The organism is Paenibacillus polymyxa M1 (assembly GCF_000237325.1).
Lineage (GTDB): Bacteria > Bacillota > Bacilli > Paenibacillales > Paenibacillaceae > Paenibacillus > Paenibacillus polymyxa_C.
Window position 1 is genome coordinate 3,628,284 of the sequence record NC_017542.1, and the last position, 17,251, is coordinate 3,645,534.

Sequence of the window (17,251 nt, forward strand, 5' to 3'; positions counted from 1 at the left end):
ACCCACACTCGGGTTGAACTCCTGATCAGAAGCTCGGGATAAAAACCGTCCCAAACTGGTGCCTACTTTATTATCCTTCTAGTGAACCTGCTCGGAAATTTGGCTAAGCGCCTCTCCAGCATTGTCTGCAAAAATATTTCGAACAGCCAAATCCCCGATCGAAACAATCCCGATCAGACGGTCTCCTTCCGTCACGGGCAAACGACGGATTTGCTGCTCTGCCATCAGTTCAGCTGCTTGGTCCACTGACATGTCAGCACTGGCTGTACGAATACCTGTTGTCATTACCGTATCCACCGAACCAGAACCAGAATTTTTAGCTGCGTAGCCGCGAATTACAAGGTCACGGTCTGTTACTACACCGATCAACTTATCACTGCCTTCGCTTTCCACAACTGGGATAAAGCCAGTATCATTGTCTTTCATTTTGACCGCTATTTCGTAAATATTGTCCTGCGGGGTAACCGTTACGCATTTTTTAGTCATAACTTCCTGAACCTTTTTCATGGGTACTCCCTCCTTTTCAAGAGTAGGGTACCCCATTTCATTCAGCTCATACTCCAGATTGGACCGTTCCCAATTTAGCTCGTATTAGCCGTTAATTGCCCCTTCTTTGCATTCAGCAGCATATCCGGTAGACATGGCAATAAACAGACGAACTGCGTTGATCATGGCATCCTCATCAAAATCAAATTTTGGATGGTGGTGCGGATAAATTGCTCCTTTGGCCGGATTACCCGCCCCTACGAACATAAAACAACCTGGCACACGTTCCAAATAATACGCAAAATCTTCTGCTGGCATCAACTTTGGCGCTTCCTGTACATTCCCCTCGCCGAACACAGGCTTGGCTTCCTTAAAAAAGCGAGCTGCTTCTCGGGCATCATTAACAACTGGCGGGTATCCCATAATGTAACGAATCTTTGCTGATGTCCCATATGTTGCTGCTGTAAGCTCAGTTACCTCATGCAGTCGCTCCTTCATGACCGTCCGGGTCTGCTCATCAAACGTACGAATGGTTCCACTCAAGCGACAGGTTTCCGCAATTATATTTTGCGCAGAGCCCCCTTCGATGGTTCCCACCGTCAACACAGCAGGCCTTAACGGGTCGACTGAACGGCTTACGATACTCTGCAGTTGCATAACAAGAGCTGAGCCTGCCACCACACTATCATTTGTAGATTGGGGCATACCACCATGCCCACCCTTACCTGCAATTTCAATATAAAAATCGTCGGCCGCCGCCATCAACGGCCCTGCACAACTCGCGGCGGTCCCGACCGAGAATGGTGTCCATAAATGGATGCCATAAATAACATCCACACCTTCCAGTACACCATCTTTGATTACATTGACCGCACCTCCAGGCAACAATTCCTCCGCAGGTTGGAACAAAAATCGGATTTCTCCTTCCAGCTCATCGCGGTTCAGACTGTAATAGTAAGCTGTCCCAAGTAATACGGACGTATGCCCGTCATGTCCGCAAGCATGCATGGCCCCATCCACGATGGAGCGATATTCACATTCCTTTTCATCCTGAATAGGAAGAGCGTCCATATCGGCGCGTAACATAACAACAGGTCCAGGTTTGGCACCACGAATGGTACCTACAACACCGTGTCCCCCTACCTGTCGACGAACATCTAATCCCCAGCTCTCTAGCTTATCTGCTACAAAAGCGGCAGTTTTACTTTCCTGAAAAGAAATTTCGGGATTCTTATGTAAATGTCTACGCCACTCTACCATGTTTTCTTGTAATTGATCGAACCAGGTTTGGTCCATCGCCTGTTGTGTCATTATGTTCCACCTCTCCTTTTAAAACATCGGGCAAATTTCCGATAAATCATGCAGCTTTTCCACGTATGCGCCGTTTCTCTCAAGCCTTTATTTTTATCCTATTGTAGCAGATATGGAATTGTTGTGATATCTGTTGCTCCAGATGGTTGCAGAAGCCTATCAAACATACTATGATAAAATGGATAAACGATAAAATGATAAACGTCTGCGAGGAATGTACCTTGCGGCGAATACCGGGGGAAGCTGATATGAGAAATACGAAGCCGGAGACTCGAAGAAGAGGGACACCGGATTTCCAATTGCTGATCCTCACTTTGTTGCTGGTTGGATTCGGTGTAATCATGGTATTTAGCTCCAGCTCCAGCGTAGCTCTGCTGAATAAAGAATACAATTTTGACTCTTTATATTTTGTGAAGCGTCAGTCCGCATTTGCTGTACTTGGACTCTTCATTATGTTGGTAGCTATGAATATTAAGATGGAAAAATATAAAAAGCTTTTTGTGCCTTTATTTTTCATAACCATATTACTGCTAATCATCGTTCTTTTTACAGGCTCTCTGAATGGTGCAAAAAGCTGGCTCAGATTTGGTAGTATTGGCTTCCAGCCAACGGAACTTGCAAAAATCTCCATCATTCTTTACTTATCCGCACTGATTGTGAAAAAAGGAGATCGATTTAGAGATTTGCGGACTGGCTACATACCTGTAACTGTCATTGTAGGCTCTGTCGCAGGACTCATCATGCTTCAACCGGATTTAGGCTCCTGCTTTATTTTGGTAGCCACCAGTGGCCTGATTATTTATGCCGGGGGAGCCAGCGTCAAACACATTACCGCATCAATCATCCTGCTCGTGCTAGGCGCTTCCATCGTATTTGGTATTGGGTCATTGTTTGGAGGAGATTCCGAAAGCGCAAATGGACAAGCTACTGCTGCCAAGCAAGATTATAAAATCGGACGCTTTCAAGCCTTTCTTGATCCTGAGAAGTATAGACAAGGAACGGGATACAATCTGGTGCAGTCTTTGCAAGCTATTGGCGAAGGCGGCTTAAACGGATCAGGATTTGGTAAAGGCATTATCAAGCTTCATTATTTGCCCAATTCATTTAATGATTTTATCTTTTCTGTCATTGGTGAAGAGTTTGGATTTATCGGAACAGCCATTTTCTTAATGTTATATTTGTATTTCATTTGGCGAGGCATGCTCATTGCTCTGCGTTGCCATGATCCGTTCGGAACGTTGGTGGGCACTGGCATCATGGGTTTGATCGCCATTCAGGCCTTCATTAATATCGGCGGAGTAACCCAAACGATTCCAATCACTGGCGTAACCCTTCCGTTTATTAGCTTTGGTGGTTCCTCCCTGCTTGTTATGATGTTCTCCATGGGCATCATGCTCAGTATTTCTCGTGAGAACACCAAACAAGCAGTGCAAGAACGCACTACAGGGGTAACTGTCCGTAATGAAGTCCCTACTCGCTTTCAAACTCGTAGAACCAACCGTTACCGCTAAAAAAAGAACTTCCATATAGCCACTAACCACGGTGGCATTGGAAGTTCTTTTTTTGTATATGTATATAACTACAGGTCCGTCTGCAAAATGTTATCCAGCAGATTCACAAAACGAAAACTGGCGTTTTATAACCACCAGTTTTCGTGTAACTTATTCGGATTATCGCAGGGAATTCCCGGCATCTATACCATTGGTGAAAAATGTCCATTTAGCATGTGATGGGTCTATTACACTGCATCGTCCTTGAAGGCGACACCTTCCACTTTTACGTTCACTTCCACGACCCGCAATCCCGTCATACTTTCGACGGCTTCTCGCACATTTTGCTGAAGAATTCGGGACACCTCATGAATAGGTGTTTCGTAGAGCACGATAATACGTAGATCAATGGCAGCTTCCAGTTGTCCAACCTCCACTGATACGCCCTTTTGTACATTTTTACCGCTCAGCCTTTTGGCCCAGCCTTCCGATAAGCCGCCTGACATTGCAGCAATGCCTGGTGTCTCTAATGCGGCCATCCCGGCAATTTTTCCTACGACATCGTTGGAAATCTTGATGTTTCCTGCTTCCAGTTGTTGAATTTGCTCTGCCATGACCTATGTCCCCCTTCATCCATCCTTTATTTGTATTGTAAAGCCTCAGCCACTCCAAATGCAAACCTTACGTATAAAAACATCGTTCGTTTACAACCTATATCATTTTGGGTATATTAATTTAGAAAATCCATACAAGTGACAGTATTCACCAAACTTGTACACAACTATTGATATCGAGGTGCTCTTCATTGAAAAAATGGTTATCTCCCGCTTTGCTTATAGCCACATTTGCTCTTAGTGCAGTCGCTCATTACACACATTGGAATGCCATAGCCCAATTTGTCATTTGTGCGATTTCTGTTGTATTCGTAGCCGGTTTTCTCGGTAGGGCGACTGAAAGTGTTGCTCATTATGCTGGTCAACGTTTAGGTGGATTCTTAAATGCCACCTTTGGTAACGCAGCCGAACTGATCATCGCCATTTTTCTCGTCAAAGAAGGTCTTTACGATATGGTAAAGGCCAGTCTTACCGGTTCGATCATCGGCAATCTGCTGCTGGTGCTCGGAGCGAGTCTGTTTGCTGGCGGTTTGAAATATAAAGTACAAAATTTCAATATATCGCTGGCTGGATTAAGTGGCTCCCTGATGATTGTGGCTGTTATTGCCTTGTTCGTTCCAGCTGTCTTTCTGAACACGCATGTGATCACGGATAGCGAGTCAGATACACTCAGTCTTATCGTTGCAGGCACGCTTATTGTCGCGTATATTGCTTGGCTTATTTTTTCTATGATTACGCATAAGGACTATTTAGCTGACGTGACCGAACAAAAAGATGAAGAATTGCCGCATGAGCATGCCCCTGTATGGTCTAGAAATAAATCCATTGCCTATTTGGTACTCGCTACCGTTATGGTCGCTTTTGTCAGCGAATGGCTGGTAGGTACACTGGAAGTATTTACGACTCAATTTGGACTAAGCGAATTGTTCGTGGGTGCATTTCTTGTCGCTATTATTGGTAATGCGGCCGAACATAGCGCTGCCATTTTACTGGCTATGAAGAACAAAATCGGTGCATCTGTTGAAATTGCTGTCGGCAGCAGTTTGCAAATTGCCCTATTCGTTGCCCCTGTGCTGATTTTTGTCAGTTACTTTATGGGAAACACGATGAATATTGTTTTCACAACCATTGAATTGGTAGCCATTGCCGTCGCTGTATTTATCGCCAAATCCATCACCCAGGACGGCTCAACCAACTGGTATGAGGGACTTATGCTGCTGGTAGTGTATGTATTGTTAGGTGTATCCTTCTTCCTTGTGTAGCTTCCAAAGTTTTAAAATGTAGATTAAATTGTAGTGACTGCTTCGCGTTTCATTTAAACATCTGATCACTATTGCCCTTGAATTTTTAAGACAATATAATCCTGTAAGCTGTTAAAATTCAAGGGCAAAGGTGAACGCTAAAAAGCGACCTCTCATCCTCTTTTTAAAAAATGGCATCAAAAAAAGCATGCTCTCAAATTTCGCATGCTCTCATCAATTCAACCGTCTTCCTAATTAGCCTTATTATTCATGGCCTCATATAGAATAGCCAGATTGCGTTCCAGCTCACTGACCAGCTGTTTACCTACCATTTCCGGAAGAAGTCCGGCGCGAACCGCAAAATCCACTTCCTTGGAAAATCCGTACATCTGAGTATCCAGCACTTCCTCATAGAGAGGGCAATAACGGGTTGCCAGATTCTCCATCTGTACTTCAATAAGCTTCTTTATTTTATCTGCATCTTCCTGAAGCAGATTAATGGCCTTGATATTCAATTGTTCCTGCAAATCAGATGAAGTCATGGATTCTTCCCCCCTATGTCTCAATGTCGCACAAGACGTCCTAACCTTAATATTAGACCAAATTGCAGGCTAATACAAGAACCTGACAAAAAAAGCATCCCTACAGTTACAGGTAGGGATGCTTTTGCTTCCTCAATAAGTTAGGTGGCTACTGAAATGTGCAGCCCGTGCTTCTGGAACACCTCAATAATCGCTTTTTTGGCTTCCTCGGCGTCAGGCCCGTGAACATGCAGCTCATAACTGTGACTGCTGACCAAGGTCGTAAACAAGCCCAGTATACTTTTCACATCAATATACTTATTTTCGGAATGAAGGACGATGGAAGAAGTGAATTTGCTTGCCGTCTGTGCAATTTCAACAACCGCCGCATTATTGTTGGACATAGTGAGATCCCTCGCTTTACTGGATTTTCATATATCAATGCTCATTCATTATGATACATTGAAATCGCTTTCTCAGCAAGAACAGATATTGTTATTTCAAGTTTTCAGGATTTAACGGCTCCAGCTCAGGCAGCACAAAAATACCGTCCTTACGGATTAAAACATCATCAAAATAAATTTCACCGCCACCATATTCCGGACGCTGAATCAATACCAAATCCCAATGAATCGAAGAACGGTTACCGTTATCCGCCGTTTCATAAGCTTGACCTGGTGTAAAGTGCAAGCTACCTGCAATCTTCTCGTCAAACAGAATATCCTTCATTGGGTGTAAAATGTGTGGGTTAAACCCGATGGCAAACTCGCCAATATAGCGTGCTCCCTCATCGGAATCGAGAATATCATTTAACCGCTTGGTATCGTTGCTTGTCGCTTCCACGATTTTACCATTTTCAAAACGGAATTTAACATTCTCAAAGGTAATTCCATTATATAGGGTTTGTGCATTATAGCTAATGGTTCCGTTAACTGAATCACGTACAGGCGCGCTATATACTTCGCCATCCGGAATATTGCATTGACCCGAACACTTAATGGCTCCAATTTGCTTGATAGAGAAGCTCAGATCAGTACCTGGACCGCTGATCCGTACTTTGTCTGTCCGGTTCATCAGGTCTGCCAATGCATCTTGAGCTTTGTCCATTTTCGCGTAATCCAGGTTACATACATCGAAATAAAAATCTTCGAATGCTTCAGTGCTAATATTGGCCAGTTGAGCCATGCTGTCATTCGGATAACGCAGCACTACCCATTTGGTGTGTTTCACTCGTTGTTCGCTATGTACCGCATGCTGATAAATGGAATTATACATTTTCATTTTATCTTCCGGTACATCTGACAGATCATTTACATTTTCGCCTGCACGAATTCCGATGTAACAGTGCATTTGTTTCATCCGGTTGAGGTCAATTTCAGCCCAAGTTTCCAGCATTTCCTTTGTCGCATTACGAAGCATAGCGCTCTGCACCTTACGATCTGTAAGCTGAACAAAAACATTTCCGCCTTTTTTACCAACTTCATGAATGATGGCGTTAAGCAAGTCACGCTCTGTACCAATCATTTCGATCAATACATTTTCTCCAGGCTGCACTTCAACAGAGTAACCTACCAGATTTTCCGCCAGCTTAAGTATTCTAGGATCTTTCATGTAGTGTCTCTCCTTCTTTATTTCGCTCTTTTTGAACAACGGTTAATTCAATTTCCATTGTATCATGCCCGCTCCGTTACTTGTAGTCCTCAAAAGCAACTCTGGTTATCAGAGCCTCTTGGTGCAGCTCTTCATTCGCAACCTGTCGGGAAATTCGGCATTCTGACGACAGCTTTAAAGGCAAACCCGTTTGGCGGTCTATAGTTAAATGGTACACAGTCCGCACATCGGAATGCTCCAGCTGGTTGTTCATATCCTCACAACTTTGCTTCCATACTTGACTCAGCTTTTGTTGCAGCTCTTGGTTCGTTTCTGTATGCTGCGTTTTTAAAATCCTGATTTGAGGATTTAACGTATTCATTTCTTCCATTAAACGTTCTTTCAACCAACGCTTTGCTGAGGCAGGTTCTGGTTCAATCCTCACCACCCAAGTTCCCCGGGCAGCTCCCTTTTCCATACGAATGCTCTTATTCAGTGTGTTTAATTCCTCAAGCTCCTGAATCGGATTGAAGCGATTTAACATGCCATTTTGAACTATAGAAGTATCCCCAGATGTCAGCGCAATCCATTTTCCATTTTGACGAAGAAACCGTTCATGTGTAACACCAGGCTCAAACTTATCTTCTTTCAGTGCTACATAGTCGCCTTGCTTACGCAAAGCCTCTGCAGATCCCCAGTGCATGATCAGTTCATCGTGATTTTTTAGCTTCCCGCGATATTCAAACTGTTTAGTCGTAGGCAGGCCGTCAGTTCTGATTCTAGTCTGTCCGATAAACGTTATCCTCTCTCTGCCAGCCATTCCTGCAACAGCTCTTCTAAAAATCTGCTCAGGAGTATATTGCCGATCCAGTGCACAACCGCTTAACACACATATAATCAGAAACATACAGCCCCGCATTACCCATTGCTTTCTCCAATGCATACCATCATCCGTCCTATCCTAAACATGACTATAAATCATGATAAAAATTCTGTTTCAGAACATCCAGGTTATAGCTATGCTTAGGATTACCTGTCTACAATCGGTTATGCAAAACAAAAAGAGAACATTCCCTAAGGAATATTCTCTACATATCGCCTACATGATCAATAACTATACGATTACGTCCTTCATTTTTCGCTTCATACAAGGCCATATCAGCCCTATAAAATAAAGATTCGATGCTGATTTGCTCGTCCAGCCAGTTCCATTCGGCAATCCCGCAAGAAACAGTCACCTGAGGATTAGTTTCATGCTGTACACAGCTACGTATTTTTTCTGCATATCCCAGTGCCTGTTGAACCCCCAACTGCGGCAAATAAATGGCAAGCTCCTCTCCGCCCCATCTGGCACATACATCCTCATCACGAGTCGCCGAGCGAACAATATTGCTAACGCTTTTCAGAATTTCGTCACCCGTCTGGTGCCCATACGTATCATTCACCTGCTTGAATTGATCAATATCAACCAAAATAAGAGAGCCACAGAAATCCTTTTCCTGATGTTCCTGAATAATTCGGTCTACATAATGACGTACATATAAACCTGTTAACATGTCCATATTAGCCAGACGCCGCACCTCGGCATGTAGCATAGCATTGGTTACGGCCAGTCCGATATGAGGAGCTAGCATTTGCAGCATCTTGTAATTATCGTAAGAAAAAAAATGTGGAAGCTTGCTCGACAATAATATAACCCCTCTAGGAGTCCCCCTGTTCTTCATAGGCACAGCCATCAAAGACTGAGAGTCCGTCGTATCCATAAACCGAGAGGATATCTTCCCATCCTTTCTATAGTCAGACACAATCACGGGTTCTCCTGTTTTGCATATCAGTCCAGCAAATCCACCTTCACGAGGGTAACTCTCCAGCTTTAAACTTTCCACATTGCTTGACATCACCCTAAAGCAACTTCCATCCTGATCCAGCTGCACAATACAACAAAAGTCGGCCATGAACATTTTTAATAATTCCTGCACGGCAAACTCAAATATTTCATTTAATTTCAGGCTCTGATTCAAACGCTGAACCAACTCATTAATGAGCCGTAATTCATGGATAAGTACATTCGATTGCTCCAGCAGCTTCGCATTTTCAAATGCGGTGCCAGCTGTATCTGCCATCATCGCAATCAGCTCTACGTCCACTTTTTCCATACTATCCGCACCTGCCGGAAGAATCATATGGAAAACACCATATACGCCCTGCTTGCCACGTAACGGGATACCGATTTCAGTTATTTCATCTTGTGGACCGGCAGGCTCATTCACAGCCATTTGCCCTTTCATAAATGCACGGACACATACATCCTCGTCCCGTTCATGTAGCAACAAAGGCTTGACCTGAGGATTTCGACTGTGCCGATCCTGACTCATATACAACGTGATATCCACATGGGGAAACAAATAGGCGATACTTCCAAATACTTCATCCAGCACGCCTTCCACATCAATCTTGTCATGCATCCGTTTTACAATCTGAAATAAAATAGAGCGGCGTCTGCCTTCACGTTCACTCCGATTCTGCATCCCTAGGATATCTTCCATAAATATATACTCAAACTTCGAGTAAAAGCAGGACCTAAAATGCAAAGAAGCCACTAACAATGCGTCCTGATTCGAGACAAAATGTTGAGCAGGCCGTGTAAAACGAAGAGCGGCGAAAGGCTCTCTCTTGTAATTGCGGCATAGTATGGGAACCATGTATACAAATGTAAGACTCCCATCCCGAAGTTTACGCTGGCTCACTTCCATCTCTCTAGATATGCAACAACGCTCGACCAACTCTAAATCCTCGTCATCATCCTCTTCCCTACCAGCAACCCGAACACCTGTAAAATTAAAGACAGCAGTATACTCTTCACTGATCCAGGATATACCATTGCTCTGCTGTAACCAATTCCGATATCCTTGGACGAGAAGCTGATTAATATAGGGGTAATCATAGGGTGTCATATCCATGTTCTGGAGCCAGGCAAAAGACGTATATCCTTTATCATCAAACAGCGGAGCACCGCTAGCCTGCACTGTTTTACTGTCAAGCGTTTGCTGATCCGTTGTTGAAAATTCCGACATATTAAGGCGCTCCTTCACAGCAAAATTAGCTGTACCAAGACAGCGGCTATACACCACTATAGCTCATAATATGATCTATTTTACTCTCAACTTTAGAAATTTGCATCCATTTTTCAGAAATTCGTCCCACCTTTTTAGTTCTTAAGCCCTATCGACAAATTTTGACGTTTTCATTCTTTTTCTCTACTTGACATTGACCCACTATAACATATAATATATATTATTGAAAAAGACTGTACGGCAGAACTATCTACTGTGCGGATCTTAAATTTTGGGCGTAACAGTTTGTGTCACCCTCATCTTATTTGTTGCTGACAGGACAGCGGCTGAACTTTTCTGTCAGTAGTGCGTCTCACCTTCTAGGTAGCGCCGAACAAATTGGAGCGCAAAGAGAGCCCCAACTCAAATTTTAATTATGAAGGAGTTAACTCTATAATGGCACGTTACACTGGTCCTAAATTTAAATTGAGCCGTCGTCTCGGTATTTCCCTGAGCGGCACAGGTAAAGAATTGAAACGCCCTTTCCCTCCGGGACAACATGGTGCAAACCAACGGAGAAAAATCAGTAACTACGGTATGCAGCTTCAAGAAAAACAAAAGCTGCGCCACATGTACGGTTTGGGTGAAAAACAATTCCGTACCCTGTTCAACAAAGCTCAACACATGCACGGTATCGCTGGTGAAAACTTTATGTTCTTGCTGGAAAGCCGCCTGGACAACCTTGTATTCCGTCTTGGCTTTGCTAATTCCCGTGCAGGCGCACGTCAATTGGTAGCTCATGGTCACGTTACTGTGAACGGCAAAAAAGTTGACATCGCTTCTTACCAAGTAAGCCCTGGCGACGTGATCGGTCTTCGTGAAAGAAGTCGTTCCCTGTCTTCCATCAAAGAAGCTTTGGAAAACCGTAACCACTTGGTAGCTTACCTGGAGTACAATGACGCAGCTCTGGAAGGTAAATACATTCGTTTGCCTGAGCGTGCTGAATTGTCCCAAGATATCGATGAAAAACAAATCGTCGAGTTCTACAACCGCTAATCCTTGCATTAGCACCGAAAAGCACCCGAATTCATTCGGGTGCTTTTTTTATATTCCCCACGCATTAAGCCTGAGAGTTTTATTCAATGGGGATGTACACTTTCATATTCAAATGATCAGGAGAGGAATTCATCACATCCGTAATTTCAAAATCAGGCCCTTCCCTCCGTTCAAAATTAGAATTAGGAAGCCATGTGCCGTAGATAAAGTCTCGTATATTCTGAACTCGTCCATTTGAACCTGAAGCGTCAAACTCAGCATACTTGCCTGCTGGAATCTCCATATTTATGAAACCCTCTGCCAGTTCTTTTGACTCTTTTTCAACTTCCTCACCCACCACAAATGAAAATGCACCGTTATCTTCAAATCGACAGGCAATCCCATATGACATTCCCGGAGCGATTTTATTCGGAATACACATAAAATATTCATGTGCGCCAAAGTGTTCATAAAATCCTGGGATTTCTTTATAGTGCTGCTCATTATTCAGATTTGTTTTATATTCATATCCTACAATTTTGGTCGTTTCGAGTTGCAATATTACAGGCTTGTTCACCTCTAATTCCTCCGTTGCGTTTTTTTGGTAATCCAAAAAATTGATTTTGCTTTGACCAGAAAGCTCAATATCACAGTTACGATATTTCCCAGGGGTGATCCCAAAACTTTTTTCAAATGCGCGAGTAAAAGCTTCTTGCGAGTTGTACTGATACTCAATAGCAATGTCCAATACCTTTTGATTGGATTGCTTTAGCCGTTTAGCCGCCTCGGACAATCTTCTCCTTCTTATATATTGTTGCACTGTAAAACCCGAAATGGCCTGAAAAACCCGCTGGAAATGAAAAGCTGAAAAGTATGCCTGTGAAGCAACCTCGGCAATTTTTAAATCCTCCCGGAGATTCAATTCAATAAACTCAATCGCACACTGAATTCGTTTAAAGTAGTCCATATAATCCTTCCCCGCACTTGTAATTTATCTAGCCTACATCCACATTGGGTAACCCACGTATTCATTATGTATAACTCTTTACCTACTTGTTTGATTATTTGTGCTAAGTTTACCACGGCTTTTCACTTGGCAGAAATAAAAAAAGCAGCACTGAGATGTAAAATTAATCTCAACGCTGCTAGTGAATGTATTTTAATTATCCAAGCTTGATTTTAGCAAATTTCCGTTTACCCACCTGTACAATGTCGCCTTCTTGCGGCTTGTATGCTTCGTTCACATCAGTCCACTTCTCTTCATTAATTTTAACTGACCCCTGCTGAATACTACGCTTGGCCTCACCGTTAGATGCTGCAAAGCCTAGATGAGTCAGCAACTGGATCACACGAATGCCGCCTTCTTCTAACTGATCAGCTGTCAAAGTGAATTCTTCAATATCGTCAGGAAGCGCACGTTGTTGGAATACGGTCACAAAATGCTGCTTGGCCGCTTCCGCCGCCTCTTCACCGTGGTACATGCGGACTAATGTTCCGGCCAGTTTCATTTTGGCATCACGTGGATGCACTGAACCCTCCTTAACACCTTTCGCCAGCTCTGCCAGCTCCTCATTGGTAATATCCGTTGCAAGCTCAAAATATTTCAGCATCAGCTCGTCAGGAACGGACATCGATTTACCGTAAATTTCGTTTGGCTCCTCATCCACACCAATGTAGTTCCCCAAACTTTTGCTCATCTTCTGAACGCCATCAAGACCCTCAAGCAGTGGTAATGTAATAGTTGCCTGCGGCTCCACTCCGTATTCTTTTTGCAGGGTTCTGCCCATCAGCAGATTAAACTTTTGATCTGTCCCTCCCAATTCTATATCGCTTTGGAGAGCCACGGAGTCCATGCCCTGCATCAGCGGGTAAAAGAACTCATGGATGCTGATTGGCAAGCCGTTTTGGTATCTTTTTGTAAAATCATCCCGCTCCAACATACGGGCAACCGTTACTTTGGCAGACAGGGTTACCACATCCGCAAAAGACATCGGTCCTAACCACTCAGAATTGTAGTATACCTTTGTCTTTTCAGGATCGAGAATCTTAAAAATTTGTTCCTTGTATGTTTGTGCATTGCGCTGTACATCTTCCTCAGTCAGTTGCTTGCGGGTCTCCGATTTACCTGTCGGATCACCAATTCTGCCTGTAAAATCTCCGATAATCAGTTGCACTTGGTGCCCTAATTCCTGGAACTGGCGCAGTTTGTGCATAACAACCGTATGTCCGATGTGAATGTCGGGCGCAGACGGATCCAGACCCAGCTTAATTTTGAGTGGCTCGCCGCTAACAACCGATTTAACAACCTTACGCTTCAGCTCATCCTCAGGTACAATTTCCGCTACTCCACGACGTATCACTTCTAGTTGTCGTTCTACCTCTGCCTGTTGCTCAGGCTTCAATTCTTCCCACTTCATCCTGAATCCCTCCTATTTTTCATCCAAAAATTACTATTTTAACAAACCAAAAAGCCCCTTTCATCCCAAGGGACGAGAAGGAGCTGCTCGCGTTACCACCCTAATTAAAGAAACGTATGCAAAAGCAAACGTTTCTTTCACTTCATTCCTATAACGGGTCTACACCCGGTACCGGATTACTATGATGAGCTTCGCAAACCTGCAAAAGCCTTCCATTCATCCAGACAGCTCCAGACGGTAATTCAAAGGAGGGACGCTACCGATTCACACCACCCATCGGCTCTCTGCACAACGTGATTCCGCCTTCTACTGAAGTCTTTCTCTGCTTTTCACGATATTTACTTTGACCTATTTATAACACACTGTTTTTATGTAGTCAACGACACCAAAAGACAGGCTTTTTAGCATATGGGTTCATTTTGTAATTTTATGCTATAATAATGGCTGTTATAAAGGAGGAAGACTTAATGGTTGAAGAAAAAAACAATGTATCAGAGCCAAAGCCTTCCCGCTTACGGAGAACCATGCGAAGGCTCGGCCGTGTCATAAAGTGGGTCGTCATCATCGGTTTTATGGGAGCACTATTCGCAGGAGGAACCGCCGCCGGCTATATTGCTTCTATTGTAAAAAACGAGCCCGTGCGTTCCAGATCTACGATTCTACAGGAAGTAGATAAAAATGCAATTACAGGCTTCGCTTATTTCAATGATGGCTCTCCCATCGGGCAGCTTCGGACCGAGGAAGATCGAAGACCTGTTACATTTAAGGAGATTCCTCAGCTCGTCATTGACGCAGTCATTGCTATTGAAGATAACCATTTTTACGAGCATAAAGGTGTCGATTTGTCGGGAACGCTGCGTGCTGTGAAGCAAAAGGCACTACATGAATCCGTACAAACTGGAGGGAGTACTCTTACCCAGCAGCTTGCACGTCGTGTCTTTTTAAATCTTGATCGTACGGATGACCGCAAGGTCAAAGAAATTTTACTATCTCTGCGCCTGGAGCGCTTCCTGAGTAAGCAGCAAATAATTACAGCCTATCTCAATAAGGTACCTTTCGGTAACGGATCAAGCGGTTACAACGTCTTTGGTATTAAAGCAGCGGCCAAAGGTATTTTTAATGAGAATGATTTGGGCAAGCTTAATGTAGCCCAAGCTGCCTATCTGGCAGGTTTGCCACAACTCCCTTCTTCTTATTCTGCTTACAACGGTAAAGGCGAATTTAATGAAGCTGGTTTTAAAAGAGCGATCAACCGCCAGCACCTGGTGCTCAGCCGAATGCTGGAGGAGAACAAAATCAATAAAGCACAATATGATGAAGCGATGGCTTTTGATATCAAAAAATCTCTCGCACCACGCACTGTTAAGGCTTATAACACCTATCCATATCTTATGATGGAAACAGAGCGGCAAGCTGCGCAGGCACTCATGTCTGTCACCAATCCGAGTCAAAAGGCTAATGCCAGTGCGGATACCAAAACCAAGGATGATAACGACTTGCTCAAAGAAGCCGAACAGCAGCTTCGCACAGGCGGCTATATGGTATATACCACCATTGATAAGAGCGTGTACAAATCTATGCGTCAAATTGCAGAAAATAAGGACAACTTCTCTGCTACTAGTAAAACCAAAGGTGACGAGCAAGCGGCAGCCATTCTGATTCAGCATAAAACCGGCGCCATTCTCGGTATGATGGAAGGTCGGGACTTCCAAAAAGAGCAAATGAACTACGCTACCCAGATGGTACGCCAGCCGGGTTCAGCCATGAAACCGATTGCTGCTTATCTGCCTGCTTTGGACAGCGGTCTCGTACAGCCTGGCACGATTGTGGATGATGCCCCTATTATTTTGAAGGATGGCAGTAATGGATATCACATCCCGAAAAATTCCAACAACCGCTACCAAGGATTAGTCACAGCGCGTTATGCACTGAATCAATCGCTAAATACGATAGCACTCAAGCTGTTTAACGAAAAGGTAGGGATCAATAAGGCGTGGGCTTTTGCTAAAAAACTGGGTATTACCACCTTGGAACCAAGCGATAACAACGCCCAAACCGGTGTACTCGGTGGCTTGGCCCACGGGGTAACCGTTGAGGAGCTCACCAATGCATATGGAGCCATCCCAAATGGCGGTGTGTTTAATGATGCCTACATGATCGAAAAGATCGTGGATTCGCAAGGCAATATTGTATACAAGCATCAGCCTAATCCCGTGCAAGCCTTCACACCACAAACTGCCTACCTGATGACGGATATGTTACGTACAGCCGTATCGGAAGGCACAGGCAAACTGGTGAGACGTAACTTTAATCAATCCGGCAAGATTCCGATTGCCGGTAAGACAGGCACTACGCAATCCTACACCGATGTGTGGTTCGAGGGCTTTACACCTGACGTCACGCTGGGAGTGTGGGTTGGATACAAGCAACCTGTCAATAAGCTTGAAACGAAAGCACAAAAAGAGCGGGCTCGTCGTCTATGGGCTCTAATCATGAATGAAGTAACGGCTAAAGATTCTCAGTTATTCCAAACGGATAGTTTCAAGAGACCTGACGGTATTGTAAGCCGGACAGCATCCGCTTATGGTTCAGACATTTATAACAGTAAATATTTACCCAAAAACAGTGAAAATGGCGTTACCCGTGCGAAATATATTACCTATCAGGGTGTAAATTACATTCCACGTGATGGTACGCCAGATGATATGTTGTATGAACGGACCGTTAGAAAACGGGAAAAGCCAATCTCAGAATTGATTAAAGAGCTTCAGCAAGCCTTTACAGTGATGAGACGGCATAATTCGTTGTCCTACTATCTGCCTCAAGATGCAGATAAAGAAGCTCCTACTCAGATTGATCCACGCAGGGACGATGGGGCAGCTCCTAACGCTCCATCTAGCGTCAGCGTAAGCTATAGCGACGGCAAGGCCATAATTAGCTTTAGCCCAAGCGGAAACAGTGATGTTGTAGGTTACCGTCTATATCGTTCTACAGATGGAGGCAGCTTCGAGCGGCTTGGCAAGGTTGTCATGGCTGATGGCTCCAAGGTATTCTCCGACAGCCCTGGTGGAAGCAGCGCAAGTTACTATGTGACCGCCGTTGATGTGGGAGGACATGAGTCTGGACCAAGCAGCAAAGCAGACACAGCACCTGTAGTACCACCTGCGGATTCTGAGTCACCAGAAGCTCCGGGCGAGGGAGATGAAACAGGTGCGCAGCCTACAGAAGTTCCTACTGCTCCTGAACAGCCCCAAGCTAAAGCGGCAGGCACGTCCGTAGTGCTCCAATGGAGTGCAGGAAAGCCTGCGGACGCTATAACAGGCTATAACGTATATTACAGTGAAAGCGGTGCGGAGCCTTTTAAAAACATAGGCTCTACCGCAAACACCAACTTTGAGTATAAACCAGGCCGCAAGCCCAAAGGCTGGTTCCGTGTTACTTCCATGAATACCATGGGGGAATCGGCTCCTTCTGGAGCCGTTCGTCCATAGTT

The 17,251-nt window shown here is 44.3% G+C and carries 14 protein-coding genes and 1 other annotated feature; of the genes, 4 read left to right on the plus strand and 10 right to left on the minus strand.

The window, feature by feature from the left end:
• Positions 1-78: 78 nt before the first annotated feature.
• Positions 79-507 carry a CBS domain-containing protein gene (locus PPM_RS16385; protein ID WP_013371865.1) on the minus strand — a complete coding sequence of 143 codons (429 nt, stop codon included), beginning with the start codon at positions 505-507 and terminating at the stop codon, positions 79-81.
• An 84-nt stretch (positions 508-591) separates the two neighbouring features.
• Positions 592-1,797, minus strand: a complete 1,206-nt coding sequence (locus PPM_RS16390) for a M20 family metallopeptidase (RefSeq protein WP_013371866.1) — start codon at positions 1,795-1,797, stop codon at positions 592-594.
• Between the two features lie 248 nt (positions 1,798-2,045).
• On the opposite strand from PPM_RS16390, the gene ftsW reads away from it, so the two are divergent.
• The gene (gene ftsW, locus PPM_RS16395; RefSeq protein WP_013371867.1) at positions 2,046-3,308 is read left to right on the plus strand and encodes a putative lipid II flippase FtsW; all 1,263 of its coding nucleotides are present in this window, start codon (positions 2,046-2,048) and stop codon (positions 3,306-3,308) included.
• Positions 3,309-3,535: 227 nt separating this feature from the next.
• Here the strand turns inward: ftsW and PPM_RS16400 are convergent, their stop codons facing one another.
• A complete protein-coding gene (locus PPM_RS16400; protein WP_013310912.1) occupies positions 3,536-3,901 on the minus strand; it encodes an Asp23/Gls24 family envelope stress response protein in 366 nt (121 codons plus the stop codon).
• Positions 3,902-4,092: 191 nt separating this feature from the next.
• Here PPM_RS16400 and cax point away from each other — a divergent pair, with 191 nt between their 5' ends.
• Positions 4,093-5,163: a calcium/proton exchanger gene (gene cax, locus PPM_RS16405; RefSeq protein WP_013371868.1), complete on the plus strand. Its 1,071-nt coding sequence runs from the start codon at positions 4,093-4,095 to the stop codon at positions 5,161-5,163.
• Positions 5,164-5,393: 230 nt separating this feature from the next.
• Here cax and PPM_RS16410 read toward each other — a convergent pair whose 3' ends face one another.
• The 5 genes from PPM_RS16410 to PPM_RS16430 all read right to left on the minus strand — a co-directional run bounded on the left by PPM_RS16410 (position 5,394) and on the right by PPM_RS16430 (position 10,327).
• On the minus strand, positions 5,394-5,684 hold the full coding sequence (locus PPM_RS16410; protein WP_007431028.1) for a YlaN family protein: 291 nt from the start codon (positions 5,682-5,684) through the stop codon (positions 5,394-5,396).
• Positions 5,685-5,824: 140 nt separating this feature from the next.
• Positions 5,825-6,067, minus strand: coding sequence for an HPr family phosphocarrier protein (locus PPM_RS16415; protein WP_013371869.1), 243 nt, complete (start codon positions 6,065-6,067; stop codon positions 5,825-5,827).
• Positions 6,068-6,158: 91 nt separating this feature from the next.
• Positions 6,159-7,274 (minus strand): aminopeptidase, encoded by a 1,116-nt coding sequence (locus tag PPM_RS16420; protein WP_013371870.1) that lies wholly within the window; start codon positions 7,272-7,274, stop codon positions 6,159-6,161.
• Between the two features lie 76 nt (positions 7,275-7,350).
• On the minus strand, positions 7,351-8,172 hold the full coding sequence (locus PPM_RS16425; protein ID WP_013371871.1) for a hypothetical protein: 822 nt from the start codon (positions 8,170-8,172) through the stop codon (positions 7,351-7,353).
• A 169-nt stretch (positions 8,173-8,341) separates the two neighbouring features.
• Positions 8,342-10,327 (minus strand): sensor domain-containing diguanylate cyclase, encoded by a 1,986-nt coding sequence (locus tag PPM_RS16430; RefSeq protein ID WP_013371872.1) that lies wholly within the window; start codon positions 10,325-10,327, stop codon positions 8,342-8,344.
• Between the two features lie 435 nt (positions 10,328-10,762).
• On the opposite strand from PPM_RS16430, the gene rpsD reads away from it, so the two are divergent.
• Positions 10,763-11,362, plus strand: coding sequence for a 30S ribosomal protein S4 (gene rpsD, locus PPM_RS16435; RefSeq protein ID WP_013371873.1), 600 nt, complete (start codon positions 10,763-10,765; stop codon positions 11,360-11,362).
• Positions 11,363-11,441: 79 nt separating this feature from the next.
• Here rpsD and PPM_RS16440 read toward each other — a convergent pair whose 3' ends face one another.
• Both PPM_RS16440 and tyrS read right to left on the minus strand, forming a co-directional pair.
• On the minus strand, positions 11,442-12,308 hold the full coding sequence (locus PPM_RS16440; RefSeq protein ID WP_013371874.1) for an AraC family transcriptional regulator: 867 nt from the start codon (positions 12,306-12,308) through the stop codon (positions 11,442-11,444).
• Between the two features lie 196 nt (positions 12,309-12,504).
• Complete coding sequence (gene tyrS / locus PPM_RS16445) at positions 12,505-13,758, minus strand: tyrosine--tRNA ligase (RefSeq protein ID WP_013371875.1); 1,254 nt, start codon at positions 13,756-13,758, stop codon at positions 12,505-12,507.
• A 65-nt stretch (positions 13,759-13,823) separates the two neighbouring features.
• Positions 13,824-14,090, minus strand: a binding site (T-box leader).
• Positions 14,091-14,225: 135 nt separating this feature from the next.
• On the opposite strand from tyrS, the gene PPM_RS16450 reads away from it, so the two are divergent.
• Positions 14,226-17,249: a transglycosylase domain-containing protein gene (locus PPM_RS16450; RefSeq protein ID WP_013371876.1), complete on the plus strand. Its 3,024-nt coding sequence runs from the start codon at positions 14,226-14,228 to the stop codon at positions 17,247-17,249.
• Positions 17,250-17,251 lie beyond the last annotated feature (2 nt).

Coding starts and splice junctions, on each gene's coding strand:
- PPM_RS16410 (WP_007431028.1), bottom strand. CDS start 5,684: ATGACTTCATCTGATTTGCAGGAACAATTGAATATCAAGGCCATTAAT.
- PPM_RS16390 (WP_013371866.1), bottom strand. CDS start 1,797: ATGACACAACAGGCGATGGACCAAACCTGGTTCGATCAATTACAAGAA.
- PPM_RS16430 (WP_013371872.1), bottom strand. CDS start 10,327: ATGTCGGAATTTTCAACAACGGATCAGCAAACGCTTGACAGTAAAACA.
- PPM_RS16420 (WP_013371870.1), bottom strand. CDS start 7,274: ATGAAAGATCCTAGAATACTTAAGCTGGCGGAAAATCTGGTAGGTTAC.
- PPM_RS16415 (WP_013371869.1), bottom strand. CDS start 6,067: ATGTCCAACAATAATGCGGCGGTTGTTGAAATTGCACAGACGGCAAGC.
- tyrS (WP_013371875.1), bottom strand. CDS start 13,758: ATGAAGTGGGAAGAATTGAAGCCTGAGCAACAGGCAGAGGTAGAACGA.
- PPM_RS16400 (WP_013310912.1), bottom strand. CDS start 3,901: ATGGCAGAGCAAATTCAACAACTGGAAGCAGGAAACATCAAGATTTCC.
- rpsD (WP_013371873.1), top strand. CDS start 10,763: ATGGCACGTTACACTGGTCCTAAATTTAAATTGAGCCGTCGTCTCGGT.
- PPM_RS16450 (WP_013371876.1), top strand. CDS start 14,226: ATGGTTGAAGAAAAAAACAATGTATCAGAGCCAAAGCCTTCCCGCTTA.
- PPM_RS16425 (WP_013371871.1), bottom strand. CDS start 8,172: ATGCGGGGCTGTATGTTTCTGATTATATGTGTGTTAAGCGGTTGTGCA.
- PPM_RS16385 (WP_013371865.1), bottom strand. CDS start 507: ATGAAAAAGGTTCAGGAAGTTATGACTAAAAAATGCGTAACGGTTACC.
- PPM_RS16440 (WP_013371874.1), bottom strand. CDS start 12,308: ATGGACTACTTTAAACGAATTCAGTGTGCGATTGAGTTTATTGAATTG.
- ftsW (WP_013371867.1), top strand. CDS start 2,046: ATGAGAAATACGAAGCCGGAGACTCGAAGAAGAGGGACACCGGATTTC.